Here is a 20,328-nt window from a genome sequence, read left to right as displayed (position 1 = left end):
CATCCGCCCGACACCCGTCCCGCTCGACGAGGAGCCCCTGCCCATGTCCGACGCGTCCCCTCCGGAGACGACGAAACCGGTCCCGCTCCGCCGGGTCGCCGCGGCCAGCTGTGCCGGGACGACGATCGAGTTCTACGACTTCTTCATCTACGGCACCGCCGCCGCGCTGGTGTTCCCGACGGTCTTCTTCCCGGCGCTCGGCGCCACCGCGGGCACCGTCGCGTCCTTCGCGACGTTCGCCGTCGCCTTCTTCGCCCGCCCGGTCGGCGCCGTCGTCTTCGGCCACTACGGCGACCGGATCGGCCGCAAGCGGACGCTGATCTCGACCCTGCTGCTGATGGGGATCGCGACCGTGCTGATCGGGCTGCTGCCCTCGGCCGAGACGATCGGCGTCGCCGCCCCGCTGATCCTGGTGTTCCTGCGCTTCTGCCAGGGCTTCGCCGTCGGCGGCGAGTGGGCGGGCGCGACCCTGCTGACCGCCGAGTACGCGCCGAAGGAGAAGCGCGGGCTGTACGGGGTGTTCCCGCAGCTCGGCCCGGCGATCGCGTTCGCGCTGTCGTCCGGCACCTTCCTGGTCACCGGCCTGGTCATGGGCGACGACGACGACGCGTTCCTGACCTACGGCTGGCGGATCCCGTTCATCCTCTCGATCGCCCTGATCGGCGTCGGCCTGTGGGTCCGGCTCTCGATCGAGGAGACCCCCGCGTTCAAGGACGCCCAGGTCCGGGCCAAGGCCGAGGCGGCCACCCTGGACCGGTCGAAGCGGCTGCCGTTCCTGGAGGCCGTCCGCGCCCAGCCGCGCGAGGTGCTGCTGTCGGCCGGCGCGCTGACCATGCTGTTCGCCTTCTTCTACATGGGCACCGCGTACCTGACCGCCTACGGCACCGACCCGGACGGCGCCGCGCTGCCCCGCCCGGTCGTGCTCGGCCTGGGCATCGGCGCGTCGGTGGTCTTCGGCGCCGGGATCGTGATCTCCGGGATCCTGTCCGACCGGTTCGGGCGCCGCAACGTCATCCGGGTCTCCTGCATCGCCGGCATCGTCTGGGCGCTCGCGCTGTTCCCGGTGCTGGACATCGGCACGCCGCTGGCGTTCGGGATCGGCCTCTCGGTCACCCTGGTGATCTTCTCGGTGTCCTACGGGCCGGCCGGGTCGTACCTGCCGGAGCTGTTCGCGGCCGAGCACCGCTACACCGGCGCCGGGCTCGGCTACAACCTGGCCGGGGTCCTCGGCGGCGCGATCCCGCCGCTGCTCGCGCCCGGCCTCGCCGCGTCGTTCGGCAGCATCGCGATCGGCGTGATGCTCTCGATCACCGCGGTGATCTCGCTGGTCAGCGTCTCGTTCCTGCACGAGACCCGGAACCGGGCCCTGGAGCACGAGACCGAGAACGCGGAGGCGCACGCATGAGCACCAGCCACCCGAGCACCAACCACGAGATCCTCCGGGACGCCCGGGACCGGCTCGTCGCGCTGCACGGCGAGCACGAGAAGGCGGTCGCCGACTTCCGCTGGCCCGAGCTGTCCGGCCCGTTCCAGTGGGCGCACGACTGGTTCGACGTGATCGCCGACGGCGACCACCGGCCCGCCCTGCAGATCGTCGAGGAGGACGGCACCGAGGGCTCCTGGACCTTCGACGAGCTGCGCCGCCGCTCCAACCGGGTCGCCCGGTGGCTCGCCTCGCTCGGCGTCTCCCGCGGCGACAGCGTGCTGGTCATGCTCGGCAACCGGGTCGAGCTGTGGGAGTCGATGCTCGCCGTGATGAAGCTCGGCGCGGTCGTCATGCCGACCACGACGGCGCTCGGCGCGCCCGACCTGCCGGACCGGCTCGAGCGCGGCGCGGCCCGGTTCGTGATCGCCGACGCGTCCTGCGCGGACAAGTTCGACGGCCTGCACGACGGCCGGGTGCTGGTCGCCGTCGGCGGATCGGCGCCGGGCTGGCTGGACTACACCGCCGCCGACACCCCCGCCGACACCGTGCCCGCCGCGGACGCCGAGGCACCGCTCGAGCATCCCGGCACCACCGCCGACGACCGGCTGCTCCTGTACTTCACCTCCGGCACCACCAGCCGGCCGAAGCTCGTCGAGCACACCCAGGCGTCGTACCCGGTGGGTCACCTGAGCACCATGTACTGGCTCGGGCTCACCCCCGGCGACGTGCACCTCAACATCAGCTCGCCGGGCTGGGCGAAGCACGCCTGGAGCTGCTTCTTCGCGCCGTGGATCGCCGGGGCGACGATCTTCCTCTACAACTACACCCGGTTCGACGCCGCGGCGCTGCTGGAGACGCTGCGCAGCCGGCGGGTCAGCACGTTCTGCGCTCCGCCGACGGTGTGGCGGATGCTGATCAAGGCCGACCTGTCCGGCGGGCCCGGATCGCTGCGCGAGGTCATCGCGGCGGGCGAGCCGCTGAACCCGGAGATCATCGACCAGGTGCAGCGGCACTGGGGGCTCACCCTGCGCGACGGGTTCGGGCAGACCGAGACCACCGCGTCGGTCGGCAACACCCCCGGTTCGGTGGTCAAGCCCGGCTCGATGGGCCGCCCGCTGCCCGGCGTCCCGGTGGTGCTCGTCGACGAGGCCACCGGCGAGGTCTCGGACACCGAGGGCGAGATCTGCATCGACCTGGCCCGCCGCCCGCTCAGCCTGATGACCGGTTACCTGGACTCCCCCGAGCGGAACGCGGAGGCGATGGCCGGCGGCTTCTACCACACCGGGGACACCGCGACCCGGGACGCCGACGGCTACCTGTTCTACGTCGGGCGCACCGACGACGTCTTCAAGGCGTCCGACTACAAGGTCTCGCCGTTCGAGCTGGAGAGCGTGCTCGTCGAGCACCCGGCGGTGCTGGAGGCGGCCGTGGTGCCGCAGCCCGATCCGGTCCGGCTGGCCGTGCCCAAGGCGTACGTCGCGCTGGCGCCCGGCTGGGAGCCGACCCGGGACACGGCGCTGGCGATCCTCGCGCACGCCCGCGCGAACCTGGCCCCCTACCTGCGGGTGCGGCGGCTGGAGTTCACCGAGCTGCCGAAGACGATCTCCGGGAAGATCCGCCGGGTGGAGCTGCGCCGGCGGGAGACCGACCAGCCGGAGGCGGCCGCCGCGCTCGAGTGGCGCGACGACGCGTTCCCCGAGCTGCGGGGGTGATCCGGCCGGTCAGCCGGCGGCCGCGGTGAGCGTCCGGTCCAGGGCGTGCGCCGCGGCCGCCTCGCGCAGCGCGCGCAGCAGCCCCTCGACGGCCGGGGGCCGGTTCCGGACCCCGCGGGCGGTCGCGACGAGCACGTCCCGGACCGGCGCCCGGCCGGCGACCGGGACGACGGCGACCGCGCCGGCTCCGCGGGCCGCCCGGTCACCGGTCGTCAGCTCCGGGACGAGCGCGATCCCGGTCCCGGCCGCGACGAGCTCACGGACCGTGTCCGGGGCGTCCGCCCGGTGCGCCACCGCGGGCACGAACCCGGCCTCCCGGCAGGCCCGGCGGACGATCCGCTCCTCGGGCGTCGGGCCGGACGGCGCGCCCAGGATCCACCGCTCCCCGGCCAGCTCGTCCAGCCGGACGGCAGGCCGGTGCCGCCACCGGTGCCGGTCGGGCACCAGCAGCACGAACCGCTCGGCGTACACCGGGGTGCTGACGACGCCGTCCTCGCCGCCGCCCGCACCGGGCACCCCGGTGAGCAGCGCCAGGTCGGTCTCGTCGGCGCGCAGCCGGGCGACGGCGTCGTCCGCTCCGGTCACCCGGACGTCGACGTCCACCCGGGGGAACCCGGCGCGGAGCCGGTCCAGCGCGGCGGGCAGCAGCGTGTCGGCCGGCCCGGCGAACGCGGTGACCCGCAGCCGCCCGGCGCGCTGCGCGGCGAGCGCGGCCATCTCCGCGCCGGCCTCCGCCAGCCGGGAGAGCAGCGCCTCGGCGTGCACCGCCAGGATCTCCCCGGCCGCGGTGAGCCGGCCGCCGGAGCCGGGCGCGCGCAGCAGCAGCGGCAGCCCGGCCTCGCGTTCCAGGGCGTTCATGTGCTGGGAGACGGCGGAGGTCGAGAGGTAGAGCGACCGGGCCGCCGCGGACAGCGACCCGTGGTCACGGATGGCACGGAGGATCGCCAGGCGGCGTACGTCGAGCACGGGAGGGCTCCAGGGGCGGGTCGGACCGGATCGGCGGCGGGGCGATCGGGTTCAGCGACACAGGTCGGCGCAGACCCGGCAGTGGTCGACGTGCCTGCGCACGGACCACACGGGGCGGACGACGTCGGTACGCACGCGCACCCGCCTCCCCTCCGGTCCGGACCACCGCCCAGCCCACCCGGGCCCGGCGGTGCCTGTCAACGCGTTCCCGTCAGCTGGGCGGGATGTCCGGACCGCCGGGCCCGCGCCGCCCGGCGCGTCCCACGCCGGCGCCGGTCAGCGGGCGTGCGCCCGGCGGCGGCCCGCGGTGGCCCGCACGATCGCCAGCCTGCCGACGACCAGCGCCACACCGACCGCGATCCCGGCGACGACCAGCAGCCACGGCCGGCTCTCCAGGTCCGCGGCGAGCCGGTCGCCCGCCGCGTAGCCGACGCCGACGAGCACGGCCGCCCGGACCGCGGTCGCCGGGATGATCCAGGACAGGAAGCGCTGGTAGCCGACGTTCGCCAGACCGGCCGCGAGGTAGGCGGGGATCGCCCCGATGTCGACGAGCTTCGCCCCGACGACGATCCGGGGCAGGTGGGTGTGCACCTCGCGGGTCAGGGCCTCGCGGCGGGCGTCGGACAGGCCGAGCCGGACCAGCACCCGGGCGACGGCCGGCCGGTCGCCGTGCCTGCCGAGCGCGTAGAGCAGGGTGTCGCCGACGACGTCGGCGACCACCGCGGCCAGCCACACCCCCCACCAGGGCAGCTGACCGGCGCCGGCCAGTGCGGCCGCGGCGACGGTGACGATCGGGCCCTCCAGGAAGGCCCCGAGACCGATCACGAGGAGCGACCGGATCGGCGCAGCCGGGATCGCGGCCAGCAACGCGGCCACGGTGTCCGACAGTCCGATCACGCAAGCCTCCGATCAGGTACCACCCGGAAATGGTGCCCTGTCCCCCGGTGCGTCCGGACGCCGCCCCGGGCACCGGGGCCGGACGCCGTCCGTCACCACCTGTGACGTCCGGGGAGGGTGCAGGTTCCCCCGGCCGCCGCAGGAACGGCCGAACGGGTGTGGACAGTGCGTCCGATCGGTCGGACGTCGTCACCCGGGCGGCCCTGCGAGCGCCGTTGCCCGCTGCACCGATGATGGCACCGGACGCGGTTCGCGGCACCCCGGTGGTGTCCCTGTGGGTGTACGCCGCGCTGTGCGCGCGATGGTGCGCCGTGCTGCGCGGGATCGTGCGAGGGATCGTGCGCGGTGCAATCCTGGGGCGGTGCTGCTGTGGATCCAGCTCCTCGTCGCCGCCCTGGTGCTCGCCGGCGGGGTGTCCCTGCTCGTGGTCGGGGCGCTGGTGACCGGCGGGATCGTCGTGCTGCTCGGCGGCGTGTGGGTGGGTTCCTGCGTGCGCAGGCTGTGAGCGTCAGCGGGCCCGGTCGGGGAGCGTGATGCCGTAGCGCTGCACCCGCCGGTAGGCGGTGGCCCGGGAGATCCCCAGCTCCTCGGCGGCCCGGGTCACGCTCATCCCGTGCCCGTTGAGGCAGCGCACCAGCTCGTCGCGTTCCAGCGCCTCGATCCGGGTGAGCGCGGCGGACCGGCCGGTGAGCAGCTCGGCGGGCAGGTGCCGCAGGTCGACGACGGTGCTGCGGGCGCAGGCGTCCCGGACGACCCGGCGCAGCTGCTCGACGTTGCCCGGCCACGGATGGCCGCGCAGGGCGCGGACGGCGTCGTCGGTGAAGGTCGTCCCGGGCCGCGCGAAGTGCCGGGCCAGCGGCAGCACGTCCGCCGACCGGTGCCGCAGCGCGGGGACCTCGACGACGACGTCGAGCAGCCGGCCCAGCGCCTCGGGCACCGCGTCGGCCGAGCCGGCGGTCATGCTCAGGGCTGTCGGCGGGAGCGCGCGGACCAGGCCGGCCAGCCGGGTCGCGACCGGGGCGGGCAGCTCGTGCACCCGCCCGGCGATCACCGCGGTGTCCGGCTTGCCCAGTTCCGGCGCCCACAGCGACAGCCAGTCGACGGCGTCCGCGGCGGCCGGCGGGCGGGCGTGCAGCACCCGGTGCCGTGGCCGGGCCGCGCGCAGCGCCGCCGCCAGCAGCGCCGACTTCCCGGCGCCGGGCTCGCCGACGATCCCGACCCGGGCGCCGTCGCGCAGCGCCGCGGCGACCTCGTCGAGCGCCTGCCGCCAGCCGGCGGACAGCCCGTCCGCGGCGAGCGCGGGCGCCTGCGGGGCGATCCGGAACACCTCGCCGCGCGGCGCCGGGCGGGACGCCGCGCCCCGCCCGTGCGCCAGCATCAGCGCCGAGGTCTGCCCGGCCGCGGTCCGCGCGAGCGCGAGCAGCAGGCCGGACGAGCGCTGCGACCAGGTGGTGAGGTTGATGCTGCCGAGCAGGTTCTGGTCGACCGGGTCGAGCACCGGCGCGGCGGCGCAGGTGTAGCCCCACAGCCCGGCGCAGTAGTGCTCGTCGCCGCGGACCAGCGACGGCACCCGGTCGGCCAGCGCGAGTCCGAGCCCGGTCGTGCCCACCTCCCGCTCGCCGAACGCGAACCCGGGGGCCAGGTAGGTGTCGTCGAGCGCGTCGAGCAGGGCGCGCTCGTCGCACAGCCGGGACACCACGACGCCCTCGGCGTCGGTGAGCATCAGGCTGATCGGCTCGCCCGGCAACGCCTCGTGCAGCCCGGCGAGCACCTCGCTGCCGCAGCGGGCGAACAGCGACCCGTCGTCGACGGTGCCGGTGAAGGCCGGGCTGACCGCCTCGGTCGGCGCGCCGTAGGTCTCGCTGCGCATCCAGGACGCCGAGATCCGCGCCGGCGCCGGCGGCTGCCCCATCACGCACCTCCCACCCGGCCGGTGTCTCCACGGTGCACGCCCCGGCGCGGCCGTCTCGTCTCAGGTTGAGACGCCGGGGGCGCCATCCGGGTGTCCGGCGTTCCTACCGTCGGGCTCCGACGCGGGACCTGCACCGGCCCGCGCAGTCGCGGGGTGTCCACCACCTCGCCGCGACCGGGAGGACGACGATGTACTCGACGAACGGTGAGTCCTACTTCATCGTGGACGCGCACGTGGCGCTGTGGGACGCGCGACCGGAGAACCAGCGCAACATCCACGGCAGGCAGTTCATCGACTGCTTCTACGACTACCACCGCAACCTCAGCCCGGAGTCCGAGGTCTGGCCCTACGAGGACTACCTCTACCAGGGCGGCGACCGGCTGATGAAGGACCTGTTCATCGACGGCCACGTCGACCACGCGATCTTCCAGCCGGCCCAGCTCGGCGAGTTCTACGTCAACGGCTTCGGCCAGACCGAGGAGGCGTTCGCGCTCGCCCGGGCCAACCCGGACCGGCTCACCTACAACCACAACTGGGACCCGCGCAACGGGGAGGAGGGTCTGCGCCGGCTGCGCGAGGACGCGAAGCGGTTCGGCCTCAAGGGCGTCAAGCTCTACACCGCCGAGTGGCACGGCGACTCCCGCGGCTGGAAGCTCGACGACCTCTGGTCCTACCGGTACCTGGAGGCCGCCCAGGAGCTGGGGATCCGCAACATCCACGTGCACAAGGGGCCGACCATCCGGCCGCTGGACCGGGACGCGTTCGACGTGGCCGACGTCGACAAGGTGGCGACCGACTTCACCGAGCTGAACTTCGTCGTCGAGCACTGCGGGTTGCCGCGGCTCGAGGACTTCTGCTGGATCGCCACCCAGGAGCCGAACGTGCACGCCGGGCTGGCGGTCGCGATGCCGTTCATCCACACCCGGCCCAAGTACTTCGCCCAGATCCTCGGCGAGCTCCTGTACTGGATCGGCGAGGACCGCATCCAGTTCTCCAGCGACTACGCGATCTGGACGCCGCGCTGGCTGGTCGAGCGGTTCGTCGACTTCCAGATCCCCGAGGAGCTGGCCGAGTACGCGCCGCTGACCACCGCGCAGAAGAAGAAGATCCTCGGCCTGAACGCCGCGACGATGTACGACATCGAGGTGCCGGAGCAGCTGCAGCTGCGCGACGAGACCCCGGAGGAAGTGGCGGTGGCCTCGTGAACACGCCGGTGCTCGACGCCGCCGGTGGCCCAGCCGGCGTTCCCGCTGGCCTCGTCGGTGTTCCGGATGGCGCCGCCGGCGTTCCCGCTGGCCCCGCCGGTGTTCGGGGTGGTTCCGGCGCTGCCGTGACCGCCGCGGCCACGGCGGTGGGCGGGCCCGGCTGCCGGGTCGCGGCGGCCCGTCGTGCGCTGGACGCCGTCGTCGATCCGGAGCTGGACGAGCCGATCACCGACCTGGAGTTCGTCCGGTCGATCGAGGTGGACGGCGACCGGGTCGAGGTCCACCTGCGGCTGCCCACCGCCTTCTGCGCCCCGAACTTCGCCTATCTGATGGCGTCCGACGCGAAGGACGTCCTGACCGCGCTCGACTGGACCGGTGAGATCGTCGTCGAACTGGACGACCATCACGACTCGGACCTGATCAACGCCGGCCTGGCCGCCGACGCCGGATACCGCGGCACCTTCCGGCACGAGGCCGACTCCGACCTCGACGGCCTGCGGGAGACGTTCCGGCGCAAGGCGCACGCCGCGGCGATGGAGCGCGCGCTGACCGCGTTGCTGCGCGCCGACCCGGACCGCACCCCGGAGTCGCTGCACGGGGTGACGCTCGGCGACCTGCCCGCCGGTCCCGGCACCGACGCGTTGCGCAGGCGGCGGGCCGCGATCGGGCTCGGCACCGGTGACGGCGAGCCGGTGCTGGTCGGGCACGACGGAGTCCCGTACCCGGCCGAGCAGGTTCCGCTGAAGCTGCGGATGGCCCGGTCGCAGCGCATCTCGATCGAGGGCAACGCGCACTTCTGTCGCGGGCTGCTCCGCACCCGCTACCCCGGGAGCACCGTCGGGGACGCCGGGCAGCGGTGAGCCGCGCCGGCAGCGGTGCATCGGACCGGCAGCGGTGCATTGAGCGGCAGCGGCATCGGGCGGTCAGCGGTGCATCAGGCGGACGGTGAGCTGGTCGGGCAGCGGTGCGTCGGCCGGGCGGCGGTGAGCTGGTCGGGCAGCGGTATCGGGCGGTCAGCGGAGCATCAGGCGGGTGGTAAATCGGACGGCCGGCGGTGAGCCGGTCGGGGGGTGAGCCGGACGGACAGCCGGCGCGGACGGAGGGCCGGGGCAGGTGGTGAGCAGCGGCGGGCGGTGACGGCGGGTGGCTTGTTCGCCGTCGCCGTCGCCGTCGCCCCGCTCCGGCCCGTCCAGCTCCGGGCCGTCTCGCACCGTCTCGGCCACGTCTCGCATGCGGCGACGCGTTCCGCGGAACGCGGTCGGGCCGGCTGGGGAGGCCGGACGGGCCTGCGTTCCGCGGAACGCGGTCGGGTCGATCGGGGCGCGATTCGTGACGTGTGTTCTGCGGGCCGTGGTCCGGGCCGGCCGGGGAGTCCGGTGGTGCGTTCCGCGGAGCATGGTGGGGCGAGACCTCGGAGCGTTCCCATGGAGCGCGTCCGGCCGGAGCCGGGGGCAGCCTCGACGCGTTCCGCGGAACGCGGTCAGGCCAGTGGGGGAGCCCGCTGATGCGTTCCGCGGGGCCGCGGTGGGCGGCGCCGTCGCGTTCCGCGGAACGCGATCGGGCCGGGTGAGACCCGTGGGCGCGTTCCGCGGAACGCGGTCCGGCCGGCAGAAGGTTCCGGTGGTGCGTGTATTCCGCGGGGCGTGGCCGGCCGAAGCGGCGAGCCGCGTGGCGCGTTCGGCGGGGCCGCGGTCCGGCCGGCAGGCAGTCCGGAACTGCGTTCCGCGGAACGCAGAAGGCCCCGGCTCCCGGCGCCTCCCATGGAGTGCGACCAGGCCGGCGGACGAGGCTCCCGGCGCGTTCCGCGGAACGTGGTCCGGCCGCCGGGTGTGGCCCGATCGGCTTCCGCGGACCCGGCCCGGCCGGCAGGGATCGTGCCGTGGGTGCGTTCCGCGGAACGCGATGGGGCACGGCGGGTGAGGCCGGTGGTGCGGTCCGGGCCGAGCGGGCGAGTCGCGCCGTGCGTCCGGTGGAGCGCGATCCAGCCGGTGGGCGAGAGCCGCGGTGCGTTCCGCGGAACGCGGCCGGGGCGGTGGGAGCGGTGATGCGCACGCGCAGGACGCGGCCCGCCCAACGCCCACCGCACCGGCCGGGCAGGCCGCGATCGCGTTCCGCGGAACGCGATCCGCCCGGTGCAGGGGACCCAGGGGCGTTCCGCGGAACGCGGCCGGCCACCCGACCCCGGACCCGGCCGCGAGCCACCCGGCCCGGTCCCGGCTGTGAGCTACCCGGCCCGGTCCCGGCTGTGAGCTACCCGGCCCGGTCCCGGCTGTGAGCTACCCGGCCCGGTCCCGGCTGTGAGCTACCCGGCCCGGTCCCGGCTGTGAGCTACCCGGCCCGGTCCCGGCTGCGAGCCACCCGGCCCCGGACCCGGCCTCGAGCGACTCGGCCCCGACCGACCTGGTCACGGGCCGACGTGGTTCCGGCCGACCCGGACCCGGACCCGGCCCCGGACCAGGCCCCGGACGCGGGCGCGGCGCTGCGGCGGGGTCAGTGCCGCGCCCGGTCCAACCGCGCCCCGACGGCGCCGGTGATCCGGGCGAGCGCGTCCACGTCGTCGTCGGTGAGGGTGTCGAAGACCAGCTCCCGGACCGACTCCACGTGTCCGGGGGCGGCCCGCTCGATGGCGGTCCGCCCCTGGTCGGTCAGGACGACGAAGTTGCCGCGGCCGTCGTCGTCGCACTCCTCGCGGGTGATCAGCCCGCGCCGCTGCATCCGGGCCAGGTGGTGCGACAGCCTGCTCTTCTCCCACTCCAGCGACGTCGCGAGCTCCAGCACGCGCACCCGCTCGTCCGGCCGGTCGGTGAGCGCCACGAGCACGTCGAAGTCCGCGATCGACAGGCCCGACTCGGCCTGCAGCCTGCGGTGCAGCTCCGCCTGCAGTCTCGCCTGCATCCGCAGGTAACCCCGCCACGTCGTCTGCTCGCGCTCGTCCAGCCACCGTGTCACGCGTCCCAGACTACCGGAATAGTTGACGCGTCACCTACGTTCGGACAGAATGTAGATGACAGGTCAACAATCTCGGAGGTAGTCGTGCAGTTCGGAATCTTCTCGGTCAGCGACATCACGACCGACCCGACGACGGGCCGGACGCCGACCGAAGCGCAGCGGATCTCCGACGTCGTCGCCATCGCGCGCAAGGCGGAGGAGGTCGGGCTGGACGTGTTCGCGCTCGGCGAGCACCACAACCCGCCGTTCTTCTCGTCCTCGCCGACGACGACGCTGGGCTACATCGCGGCGCTGACCGAGCGGCTGCAGCTGTCCACCGCGACCACGCTGATCACCACGAACGACCCGGTGAAGATCGCCGAGGACTACGCGATGCTGCAGCACCTGTCCGGCGGCCGGATCGACCTCACCCTCGGCCGCGGCAACACCGGCCCGGTGTACCCGTGGTTCGGCCAGGACATCCGGCAGGGGATGAACCTCGCCGTCGAGAACTACGCGCTGCTGCGCAAGCTCTGGGACGACGAGGTGGTGGACTGGGAGGGCCGCTTCCGCACCCCGCTGCAGGGCTTCACCTCGACCCCGCGCCCGCTCGACGGCGTCCCGCCGTTCGTCTGGCACGGCTCGATCCGCAGCCCGGAGATCGCCGAGCAGGCTGCCTACTACGGCGACGGCTTCTTCCACAACCACATCTTCTGGCCGGCGTCGCACACCCGGCGGATGGTCGAGTTCTACCGCAAGCGCTGGGAGCACCACGGCCACGGACCGGCGGAGAAGGCGATCGTCGGGCTCGGCGGCCAGGTGTTCATGCGGGCCAACTCGCAGGACGCGGTGCGCGAGTTCCGGCCGTACTTCGACAACGCGCCGGTCTACGGGCACGGTCCCTCGCTGGAGGACTTCAGCCGGGAGACCCCGCTGACCGTCGGCAGCCCGCAGCAGGTCATCGACCGGACCCTCGGGTTCCGTGACTACGTCGGTGACTACCAGCGTCAGCTGTTCCTGATCGACCACGCCGGGCTGCCGCTCAAGACCGTGCTTGAGCAGCTGGACATCCTCGGCGAGCAGGTCGTCCCGGTGCTGCGCAAGGAGTTCGCGGCGCTGCGCGCGCCCGGCGTGCCGGACGCGCCGACACACGCCACGCTGGTCGCGGCGACGACCGCCGACACGGAGAAGACCGACGGTGAGAAGGGGACGGAGGCCGCCTGATGACACGCAGGATCGTCTTGGTGAGCGCCGGGCTGTCGACGCCGTCGTCGACCCGGCTGCTCGCCGACCGGCTGTCCGCGGCCGCCTCGGCGGCGCTGCGGGATCGGGGGGAGCAGGTCGAGATCGAGACCGTGGAGCTGCGCGAGCACGCCCACGACCTGGCCGACCACCTGCTCACCGGGTTCCCGAACGCGTCGTTGTCGCCGGTCCTGGACTCGGTCGCGCTGGCCGACGCCGTGATCGCGGTGACCCCGATCTTCGCGGCGTCCTACAGCGGCCTGTTCAAGACGTTCGTCGACGTCCTCGACCGGGAGGCGCTGACCGGCACCCCGGTGCTCGTCGCCGCCACCGGCGGGACGGCGCGGCACTCGCTGGCCCTGGAGCACGCGATGCGCCCGCTGTTCGCGCACCTGCACGCCGTCGTCGTCCCGACCGCCGTGTTCGCCGCCCCCGAGGACTGGGGTGCCACCGACTCGTCGAGCACCCTGGAGGACCGGATCGAGCGGGCCGCCGGCGAGCTGGCCGACGTCGTCGCGCACCGGCCGCGGGCCACACGGACCGACGCCTTCGACGACGTCGCGGACTTCACAGCACTGATCGCCCAGCAGCACTGATCGCCCGGCAGCACTGATCTTCCAGCAGCACCGATCTTCCACGGCAGCACCGAAGGGATTGAGCACCATGAGCACCGACGTCCCGACCCTCGACGCCGAACGCGACCGGATCCGCCGGACCCACCTGAGGCCCGCCGGGGAGCGACCGGCCTCGACCGCCCGCGGCCTGCACCACACGGCCCTGGTCAGCTCGGACGTCGAGCGGACCGTCCGGTTCTACCAGGACGTGCTCGGCTTCCCGCTGACCGAGCTGATCGAGAACCGGGACTACCCGGGCTCGTCGCACTTCTTCTTCGACATCGGCAACGGGAACCTGCTCGCGTTCTTCGACTTCCCCGGGCTCGACGTCGGCCCGTACGCCGAGGTGCTCGGCGGGCTGCACCACATCGCGATCAGCGTCGAGCCGGAGCGGTGGGACGCGCTCGTCGCGCGCCTGACCGAGGCCGGTGTCGAGCACGAGGTGCACTCCGGGGTGTCGGTGTACTTCCGCGATCCCGACGGCGCCCGGGTCGAGCTGATCGCCGACCCGCTCGGCGAGATGTACGGCGAGCAGGTCCTCTGACCGTCGCCGGTCAGGGCCGGACGCTGACGTGCACGTGATCGAAGTGCCCGCCGGTCGCGTCGTCGGGGTCGTAGATGCCGCCGCCGTCGTAGGGACGGCCCCAGCCCGCCCGGCCCTCCCCGGCGTCTCCCGCGCCGCGGTACCAGATCCGGCCCTGCCAGATCACGTACCGCACCCGCAGCTCGGACGAGTTCTCCCGCAGCCAGTCCGCCACCGCCCAGCCCTGCTCCAGGTCGGTCCCGGCGGGGAACTCGCCGTAGCCGGCCGGGAAGAAGTCGCAGGCCCGCCCCTGGGGATGGTCGCTGGACGGGTTCCAGGCGTGCTCGGACCAGCAGGTCAGTGACCGGACCGGCGCGTCCGGTCCGGGCTCGCCGAACCGGGCCACCGCCGCGTCGTGCAGGCGCAGCGTGCTCGGCGTGAGGCAGCCCGCCGAGGTGGGATCGTCCTCGGTGCACTGCTCCGGCGGGGGCGGGTCGACGATCTCCCACAGGTCGTCGGTGGTCAGGCCGCGGCGCTCGGCGAACCACACGAGCGCCCCGCCGAGCAGCAATAGCGCCAGCAGGACGCCCAGGATCGCGGTGATGCGGCTGGCGATCGGTCGGCCCACCGTTCTCGGCACGATCTCCAGCGTACGGCGATGAGTTCCGGGTCCGCCGCCGGTCGGAACCCGTGCAGGCCGAATCGACCGGAGGTACCCCGTGACCGGCACCGCAGAAACCGCAGGAACCCTCACCGACGCCGTGCTGGACGTCGCCGGGGCCCGTATCCACTTCGACGTCCGCGGGACCGGCCCGCTGCTGGTGCTCGTCGGGTCCCCGATGGGGGCGGACGGGTTCGCCGCGACGGCCGCGCTGCTCGCGCCCGATCACACCGTCGTCACGTTCGACCCGCGCGGCACCGGCCGCAGCCCGGTCGACGACGTCGACGCCGACTCCCCGGTGCCGCTGCGCGCGGCGGACCTCGCGGCGCTGGTCGAGCACCTGGGCCAGGGGCCGGCGACGCTGTTCGGGTCGAGCGGCGGTGCGGTCGTCTCGCTCGCACTGTTGCAGGCGCGGCCCGAGCTGGTGCACGCCGTCGTCGCGCACGAGCCGCCGTTGCAGGAGCTGCTGCCCGACGCGGCCGCCCGGCGGGCCACCACCGACGAGATGGTGCGGCGCTACCGGGAGCAGGGCGCCGGTGCGGCCTGGGCGCTGTTCATGGAGGCGGCGAACCTGCCGGTCGGGCCGCCGGCGGCGGACCCCACCGAGGGGCCGGGGGACGGCCCGGGCGAGACCGCCGCGACCGGCCTGCCCGGGGCCGACGGCCCGGATCCGGACCAGGAACGCCAGGCGGCCGACGAGCGGCACTTCTTCCTGCACGAGATGCGCGAGACCGTGCGGTGGGTGCCCGATCTCGACGCCCTGCGCGGCCGCCGGGTGGCCGTCGGGATCGGCGCGGACTCCGACGACCAGCTCTGCGACCTGACCTCGCGCGCGCTGGCGGACCGGCTGGGTGTGACGCCCGAGCGTTTCCCGGGCGGGCACATCGGGTTCATGGAGGACCCCGCCGCGTTCGACGCACGGTTGCGCGAGGTGCTGGCCCGGCTGTGAGCCCGGTTGTGGGCCCGGCCGGGTGTCCGGCCGGGCGCCCGGATCAGCCGCCGATCCCGCCGAACAGCGGCGAGGTGCTGAGCGCCTCGCGCAGCTCCAGCCAGGCGACGACGCCGTACACCGCACCGGCCAGGAAGATCAGGCAGGACAGCGACACCAGCACGTAGGTGATCACCCGGAGCACGGTGAGTGCGGCCGGGTCCCGCCGCGGAACGAACGCCGGTGCAGCCGCCGGTGCATCGGCCGGAGCGGATGCCTGGGCGGCGGCCGGGGCCGGCGCGGATCCGCTGGACGGCGCGCCGCCCTGGTTGCCGAACCGGGCGGCGGCGGCCTCGGCGACGGTGGCCGGCCGGTTCCCGGCGGTTGTGGCCGGAGCCGGGGCCGGGTTCGACGCGGTGGCCGGGGCAGTGGCTGAGGCCGCGCCCGGGACCTGGCCGGCGGGCGCCCCGCGCTGTGCCGGCACGGCCGCGGTCGGCCCGGTCGCCAGGTCGGAGTCGGCCCGCTCGGCCACCGCCGTCCGCGGTCCCGAGCCCGCTCCCGATTCCGAGCCTGAGCCCGCTCCGGCGGGTGCGGCCGCCGCGGTCGCCGGGGCGGCGTAGGGCGGGCCGCCGTCGATCGCGGTCCCGCCGCGCGACGCCGGATCGCCGTACTCGCCGTAGCCGGGGCGGGAGCCGGCGCCGCGCGACGGCCCGGCGCCGTGGGTGGGCCGGCGGGTGGCGGCCGCCGGGGACGGTTCGAGGTAGCCCGGCCGGCCGGCCGCACCGGGCTCCGGCTCGGGCACCTCACCGCCATAGCCACGGTGGTCCCGGTCGGCCTGCCCGCGAGGGGTGGGACGGCCGTGCCTGCCCGGGTCGCCGGGATCGCCGTAGTCGCCGTAACCGCCGTGCTCGCCGGAGCTGCCCGGGTCGCCGTGGCCGCCGGGGGCGCCGTAACCGCCCGGCTCGCTGTAGCCGCCGTGGTCGCGGGAGCTGCCCGGGTCGCTGTGGCCGCCGGGGGCGCCGTAACCGCCCGGGTCGCTGTAGCCGCCGTGGTCGCGGGAGCTGCCCGGGTCGCTGTAGCCGCCGTGGTCGCGGGAGCTGCCCGGATCGCCGTAGCTGCCCGGGTCGCCGGAACCACCCGGGTCGCCGTAGCCGCCCGGCCCGGCGGGGCGCTCGCCGTACAGGTCGTCGGGGCCCTCGGCGGAGGGGACCGGGCGTTCGGTGGGCCGGGCGGCCCGCAGGTCCGGATAGCCGCCGCCGTGCTGGTCGCCCTGGTAGGAGTCCTCCGGGAAGTCGTGCTCGGAGCGGCCGTGCCGGGGCTGCGGGGACGGCCGTGCACCGGCGGTCCCGTCGGCGGGGTGGGGCCGGGGCTGGTGCGGGCCGGTCATGCGGACCTCCGGGCTCGGTGCTGAGGGGCAAGCGCTGTGGGGCGGTGCTGAGTGGGTCGGTACAGAGGGGTCGGTGCAGAGGGGTCGGTGCTGAGGGGTCGGTGCTGAGGGAGTGGATGCTGCTGTGTCACCCATACCGCCGCACGCACCCGCGGCGTTAGCCCTTGCGTCCTACAGTCACCTGGTCCGGTGAGCTGATCTCACGGTGTGTACACGCCGGTCGGCTCTGCGTGGTATCCCTTCGCGCCGACCGTCGCGGCGAGCGGGCTGCCCGGCCCGGCCCCGGAGCGCAGCCGCGCGGTGATCGTCGCGGCGTCCCACCGCGGCCGCCAGCCCAGCTCGGCGACGGCGCGCGCCGAGGAGTAGACGCGGTCCACCGCCGGCACCGCCCAGCCCCGCTCGCGCAGCAGCGCGGCCACCTCCGGCGCCCGGCGGGCGAGCACCGCGGGCGCGTCCCGGCCGAGCCCGGCGAGGTCGTCGCGGGTGAACGGGGTGGGCGCGCTGATCACGTACCGGGCGAACCCGAGCTCCGGCGCCCGGCGCGCCGCCGCCAGGTGCGCGGACACCACGTCGGCGACGTCGACCCGGCGGTGGCAGAACTCGACCAGCTTGACCGCGGCGTCGTCGAACCGCGCCCGGATCTCGTCGCGGTCGTCGGCCTCCGGGAAGAACCGCGAGGTCCGCAGCACCACCACCGGCAGGCCCGGGTCCAGCGACGCGAGCTCGCACAGCTCCTCGGCGGCGGTCTTGGTGGCGCCGTAGACGTTGCGCACCCGCGGCACGACGCTCTCGTCGATCCAGGTCGCCGGCCCGCCGGGGGCAGGGCTCAGCGCCCGGCCGAACGCGCTGGTCGACGAGGTGAACACGACGCCGCGCACCCCGGCGGACGCGGCCTCCTCCAGCACCGCGAGGGTGCCCGAGACGTTGCTGTCGACGAACTCCTGCCGGGTGTGCGACCCGACGTGCGGCTTGTGCAGCGTCGCGGTGTGCAGGACGTGCGTGACGCCGGCCAGGGCGCCGGCCAGCGCGGCCCGGTCGGCCAGCGGGGCGACGACGTCGGTCCAGGGCGACGGCGACCGGTCCAGCCCGGTGACGCCGACGCCGTCGGCGCGCAGCGTGCGGACCAGCGCCTCACCGAGGTGCCCCGAGCTGCCGGTGACGAGGAATCTCTCCATCGGCGGAGCCCAGCACGGCGCTCGTCCGGCGGCCAGCGGTTTACCGCTCCAGCAGTGCCACCAGCTCGCCGATCACCACCCGCAGCTCGCGCGCGAACGCCGCCATCGGCTCGGCCTGGTCGGCGGGGGTGGACAGGTGCAGGTGGAACCGGTCCGGCAGCAGCACGTAGGCGACGCCGATGCAGCGCGAGCTGGTCGACCCGAAGCCGAAGTACCGCACGTTGCGCGACGGCGCGGAGCTGGTCGACAGCCAGTCGTCGCGCATGATCGTCCAGCCCGGCGAGGAGAACACAGCGAGCGGCCCGGTGGCGCCGAGCCCGGCGCCGCGGCGGCGCTGGATCCACTCCAGCTCCCACAGGTGCTGCTCGGGCGCGTCGCCCTGCTGGCACTGCCGGGCGCGGGCGACGTGCGCGTCCGCGGCGGCCCGCAGCGCGGTGCGCCGGTCGTCGGCGGAGGCCTGCGGGTCCTGCATCAGGTCGACGAAGGCCACCATCTCGGGGGTGACCACGCGCATCGCCTCGGTCCGCCCGCGCCGGAACTGCCGGGTCGCGATCGACTCGTAGGTGGCGCCGGTGACGCCCTTCGCGCGCCGGTGGGCGACCTGGTAGGCGGCCTGCACGAAGGCGTCCGGGGAGACGCCCAGCGCCTTGGCGGTGTCGGCGCCGAAGTCGTCGACGGCGACCAGGGTGGTCGCGGTGGCGTCGAGGAACGCCGCGAACCCCTCGTGCGCCCGCCGGACGGTGCCGCGCAGGTCGTCGTCGAGCACGAACTCCAGCTCGGTGACGGCCGGGGAGCCCTGCGGGCGGGCCCCGGCCCGCTCGGCGTGCGTCGCGACGCTGTCCGCGAACATCGCGTCGACCAGGGTGAGCACGGTCGTGCCGTCCAGCTCGCAGTGCTCGATGTTCACCCCGGCGGTCCCGTCGGGCAGCACCACGATCGACAGCGCCTTGTCGAACCAGCGGTTCCCGGAGTCCCCGGCCAACAGCGTCCGGGCGGCCGCGCTCTCGTCGGCCGGGACGTCGTCGTCCAGGCAGATCGCGAACAGCGCCCGTTCGACGAGATCGACGGCGTCGGCGTTCGACGGGGCGAGCCCGGTCAGCCGGTCCCGCACGGCCGCCCACTCGGCCCGGGCGAGGGTGGTGAGCGAGCCGACCGCCTCGTCGAGCCCGGCGCGCGCGGCGTGCGCGGAGCGGATCGCGCGCAGTGCGCCGGCGATCTCGTCGACGGTGTGCAGCGCGCCGTCCGGGCCGAACACGTCGAGCCGGTGGATCCGGCCCCGGGACAGCACCACCACGTGGGACTCGGTGGACGGGCCCGGCCACGCGTCGCTGTAGGGGGTGCGGACGGTGTCCTGCGGGTCGCCCGGGATCCGGGTGGTGGAGAAGATGTGCCTGCTCTGGTCCATCGACTGCGGGCCGCCCCGGCCGGCGGGCGGCGGGAACGTGCCCGCGTCGAGGTCCACCTTGTGCCCGATCGCGGCGGTCGCCAGCTCGGCGGCGCGCAGGCACTGGTCGGCGGTGCCCGGCCCGAACAGGAAGAAGAAGTTCGCGTTCAGCGCGATCCGGTCCCGGCGGCCGAGGTAGCGCGACGGCCAGAACTCGTCGAGCCAGCTGTGCGCCGAGGCGTCGAACCGCTCCAGGTCGGCCTGCAGCACCGACGCGGTGCCGCCGGGGACGAGCAGCTCGGCCGCGGCGTCGGCGGTGCGGGCGTACTCGTCGGGGGTGAGCAGCGGCGCGCACCACTCCAGGAAGCGGTCCACCGACGCGGACAGGGTGGGCAGCGGAACCTTCGGGAGGTCGTCGTCGGCCGCGAAGGTCGAGGGTGTCTGCTCCGTCACGCGATCAGTCCATCAGCCCGTCGACCCGGACGGAACGTGGCCCCCCGTGCGCGGGCAGTACCCGGCCGAACAGCTGCCGGGTGCGTTCGGCGCTGCCGACCACCCCGGGGCGTCCGCTGTAGGAGAAGATCGCGGTGTGCCGGGCGGTCGCGCCGCGCACCTGGGTGACCCGGTGCAGCGAGTACCGGCCGCGGAACAGCTGCAGGTCACCGGGGCGCAGCCGGAGCCTGCGCACCCGGTCGCCGCCCTCGCCGGCCAGCACGGCGGCGACCTCGGCGGTGTTCTCCGCGTCGGCGGACCGGATGCCCGGGACGTACTCGAAGATCCCGCCCTGCTCCGGCGCGCGGGTGAGCAGGCTGATCGCGATCTCGTTGGTGTCGAAGTGCCACGGGTGCGACCGGCCGTCGGCGACGACGTTGAGGCACAGCCCGGCCAGCGGGTCGGCGAGCTCGTGCAGCTCCGGCACGTCGACGCAGGCGGCGAGGAACGCGCGGAACGCCGGATCGGGATAGAGCCGGTGGATCAGCCCGGTGGCCGGGATCCGGTCCCGGGCGACGAACGCGTTGCCCCGCTGCAGCGGCACCCGGGCGGGATGGTCGGCGGGCAGCGCCGGGTCCGGCTCGGTGTTGTAGACGTTGACGACCCGGCTCTCGTGGTGGGCCAGCGGGGCGATCCGCTCACCCTCGGCGCGCAGCCGGTCCTGGTAGGACGCCCGCACGAAGCCGGGCAGCACCGCGCAGCCGTCGGAGTCCAGGGCCTCCCGCGCCGCCCGCACGGCGGCCGCCCAGCGCGGTGAGCCCGGCTCGTGCAGCGGGTAGCGGGTCAGATCGACCGGTTCCAGACTCGGAAGCACCGATCAGCTCCTTCGCGCCCGGCGGCACCGGCGCCGCCTGTCGATGGTCGGGTCCCATCAGA

The 20,328-nt window shown here is 74.9% G+C and carries 18 protein-coding genes; 9 read left to right on the top strand and 9 right to left on the bottom strand.

The window, feature by feature from the left end; genetic code table 11:
* The first annotated feature begins 43 nt into the window (after positions 1-43).
* Both ABD160_RS11150 and ABD160_RS11145 read left to right on the top strand, forming a co-directional pair.
* Complete coding sequence (locus ABD160_RS11150; protein WP_344021220.1) at positions 44-1,405, top strand: MFS transporter; 1,362 nt, start codon at positions 44-46, stop codon at positions 1,403-1,405.
* Complete coding sequence (locus ABD160_RS11145; RefSeq protein WP_344021218.1) at positions 1,402-3,138, top strand: AMP-binding protein; 1,737 nt, start codon at positions 1,402-1,404, stop codon at positions 3,136-3,138. The genes ABD160_RS11150 and ABD160_RS11145 overlap by 4 nt, the downstream gene beginning before the upstream one ends.
* Positions 3,139-3,147: 9 nt before the next feature.
* Here the strand turns inward: ABD160_RS11145 and ABD160_RS11140 are convergent, their stop codons facing one another.
* Together ABD160_RS11140 and ABD160_RS11135 are read right to left on the bottom strand one after the other, a co-directional pair.
* Positions 3,148-4,104: a LysR family transcriptional regulator gene (locus ABD160_RS11140; protein ID WP_344021216.1), complete on the bottom strand. Its 957-nt coding sequence runs from the start codon at positions 4,102-4,104 to the stop codon at positions 3,148-3,150.
* A 276-nt stretch (positions 4,105-4,380) separates the two neighbouring features.
* The gene (locus ABD160_RS11135; RefSeq protein ID WP_344021214.1) at positions 4,381-5,001 is read right to left on the bottom strand and encodes a DedA family protein; all 621 of its coding nucleotides are present in this window, start codon (positions 4,999-5,001) and stop codon (positions 4,381-4,383) included.
* Positions 5,002-5,362: 361 nt separating this feature from the next.
* On the opposite strand from ABD160_RS11135, the gene ABD160_RS11130 reads away from it, so the two are divergent.
* Positions 5,363-5,506, top strand: a complete 144-nt coding sequence (locus ABD160_RS11130) for a hypothetical protein (RefSeq protein WP_344021212.1) — start codon at positions 5,363-5,365, stop codon at positions 5,504-5,506.
* A 3-nt stretch (positions 5,507-5,509) separates the two neighbouring features.
* On the opposite strand, the gene ABD160_RS11125 is transcribed toward ABD160_RS11130, so the two are convergent.
* Positions 5,510-6,913 carry an AAA-type ATPase lid domain-containing protein gene (locus ABD160_RS11125; protein ID WP_344021210.1) on the bottom strand — a complete coding sequence of 468 codons (1,404 nt, stop codon included), beginning with the start codon at positions 6,911-6,913 and terminating at the stop codon, positions 5,510-5,512.
* 188 nt (positions 6,914-7,101) lie between these two features.
* Here ABD160_RS11125 and ABD160_RS11120 point away from each other — a divergent pair, with 188 nt between their 5' ends.
* Positions 7,102-8,118 (top strand): amidohydrolase family protein, encoded by a 1,017-nt coding sequence (locus ABD160_RS11120; RefSeq protein WP_344021208.1) that lies wholly within the window; start codon positions 7,102-7,104, stop codon positions 8,116-8,118.
* Between the two features lie 125 nt (positions 8,119-8,243).
* Positions 8,244-8,978: an iron-sulfur cluster assembly protein gene (locus ABD160_RS11115; protein WP_344021206.1), complete on the top strand. Its 735-nt coding sequence runs from the start codon at positions 8,244-8,246 to the stop codon at positions 8,976-8,978.
* A gap of 1,630 nt (positions 8,979-10,608) precedes the next feature.
* On the opposite strand, the gene ABD160_RS11110 is transcribed toward ABD160_RS11115, so the two are convergent.
* Complete coding sequence (locus tag ABD160_RS11110; RefSeq protein ID WP_344021204.1) at positions 10,609-11,067, bottom strand: MarR family winged helix-turn-helix transcriptional regulator; 459 nt, start codon at positions 11,065-11,067, stop codon at positions 10,609-10,611.
* 84 nt (positions 11,068-11,151) lie between these two features.
* On the opposite strand from ABD160_RS11110, the gene ABD160_RS11105 reads away from it, so the two are divergent.
* The 3 genes from ABD160_RS11105 (at position 11,152) to ABD160_RS11095 (ending at position 13,446) form a co-directional block, all read left to right on the top strand.
* On the top strand, positions 11,152-12,270 hold the full coding sequence (locus ABD160_RS11105) for an LLM class flavin-dependent oxidoreductase (protein WP_344021202.1): 1,119 nt from the start codon (positions 11,152-11,154) through the stop codon (positions 12,268-12,270).
* Entirely contained in the window at positions 12,270-12,884 is a 615-nt protein-coding gene (locus tag ABD160_RS11100) for an FMN reductase (RefSeq protein ID WP_344021200.1), read from the top strand. Before ABD160_RS11105 ends, ABD160_RS11100 begins: the two co-directional genes overlap by 1 nt.
* 67 nt (positions 12,885-12,951) lie before the next feature.
* Positions 12,952-13,446 (top strand): VOC family protein, encoded by a 495-nt coding sequence (locus ABD160_RS11095; protein ID WP_344021198.1) that lies wholly within the window; start codon positions 12,952-12,954, stop codon positions 13,444-13,446.
* 10 nt (positions 13,447-13,456) lie between these two features.
* Here the strand turns inward: ABD160_RS11095 and ABD160_RS11090 are convergent, their stop codons facing one another.
* The gene (locus ABD160_RS11090) at positions 13,457-14,065 is read right to left on the bottom strand and encodes a VldE C-terminal domain-containing protein (RefSeq protein ID WP_344021196.1); all 609 of its coding nucleotides are present in this window, start codon (positions 14,063-14,065) and stop codon (positions 13,457-13,459) included.
* Between the two features lie 79 nt (positions 14,066-14,144).
* Here ABD160_RS11090 and ABD160_RS11085 point away from each other — a divergent pair, with 79 nt between their 5' ends.
* The gene (locus ABD160_RS11085) at positions 14,145-15,035 is read left to right on the top strand and encodes an alpha/beta fold hydrolase (protein ID WP_344021194.1); all 891 of its coding nucleotides are present in this window, start codon (positions 14,145-14,147) and stop codon (positions 15,033-15,035) included.
* A gap of 43 nt (positions 15,036-15,078) precedes the next feature.
* Here the strand turns inward: ABD160_RS11085 and ABD160_RS11080 are convergent, their stop codons facing one another.
* From ABD160_RS11080 to ABD160_RS11065, 4 genes are all read right to left on the bottom strand, one after another.
* Positions 15,079-16,401: a chromosomal replication initiator protein DnaA gene (locus ABD160_RS11080; protein WP_344021192.1), complete on the bottom strand. Its 1,323-nt coding sequence runs from the start codon at positions 16,399-16,401 to the stop codon at positions 15,079-15,081.
* Between the two features lie 200 nt (positions 16,402-16,601).
* Positions 16,602-17,576 (bottom strand): NAD-dependent epimerase/dehydratase family protein, encoded by a 975-nt coding sequence (locus ABD160_RS11075; RefSeq protein WP_344021190.1) that lies wholly within the window; start codon positions 17,574-17,576, stop codon positions 16,602-16,604.
* Between the two features lie 40 nt (positions 17,577-17,616).
* The gene (locus tag ABD160_RS11070; RefSeq protein ID WP_344021188.1) at positions 17,617-19,413 is read right to left on the bottom strand and encodes a choline/carnitine O-acyltransferase; all 1,797 of its coding nucleotides are present in this window, start codon (positions 19,411-19,413) and stop codon (positions 17,617-17,619) included.
* A gap of 4 nt (positions 19,414-19,417) precedes the next feature.
* Positions 19,418-20,266: a HalD/BesD family halogenase gene (locus ABD160_RS11065; RefSeq protein WP_344021186.1), complete on the bottom strand. Its 849-nt coding sequence runs from the start codon at positions 20,264-20,266 to the stop codon at positions 19,418-19,420.
* Positions 20,267-20,328: the final 62 nt, after the last annotated feature.

It is taken from the genome of Pseudonocardia kongjuensis (assembly GCF_039526905.1).
Taxonomy (GTDB): Bacteria; Actinomycetota; Actinomycetes; order Mycobacteriales; family Pseudonocardiaceae; genus Pseudonocardia; species Pseudonocardia kongjuensis.
This window is presented reverse-complemented; position numbering and strand designations above follow the sequence as displayed.

What these genes read in the sequence shown, in the direction of transcription:
- ABD160_RS11125 (WP_344021210.1), bottom strand. Translation starts at nt 6,913, where the DNA reads ATGGGGCAGCCGCCGGCGCCGGCGCGGATCTCGGCGTCCTGGATGCGC.
- ABD160_RS11080 (WP_344021192.1), bottom strand. Translation starts at nt 16,401, where the DNA reads ATGACCGGCCCGCACCAGCCCCGGCCCCACCCCGCCGACGGGACCGCC.
- ABD160_RS11075 (WP_344021190.1), bottom strand. Translation starts at nt 17,576, where the DNA reads ATGGAGAGATTCCTCGTCACCGGCAGCTCGGGGCACCTCGGTGAGGCG.
- ABD160_RS11145 (WP_344021218.1), top strand. Translation starts at nt 1,402, where the DNA reads ATGAGCACCAGCCACCCGAGCACCAACCACGAGATCCTCCGGGACGCC.
- ABD160_RS11150 (WP_344021220.1), top strand. Translation starts at nt 44, where the DNA reads ATGTCCGACGCGTCCCCTCCGGAGACGACGAAACCGGTCCCGCTCCGC.
- ABD160_RS11100 (WP_344021200.1), top strand. Translation starts at nt 12,270, where the DNA reads ATGACACGCAGGATCGTCTTGGTGAGCGCCGGGCTGTCGACGCCGTCG.
- ABD160_RS11120 (WP_344021208.1), top strand. Translation starts at nt 7,102, where the DNA reads ATGTACTCGACGAACGGTGAGTCCTACTTCATCGTGGACGCGCACGTG.
- ABD160_RS11095 (WP_344021198.1), top strand. Translation starts at nt 12,952, where the DNA reads ATGAGCACCGACGTCCCGACCCTCGACGCCGAACGCGACCGGATCCGC.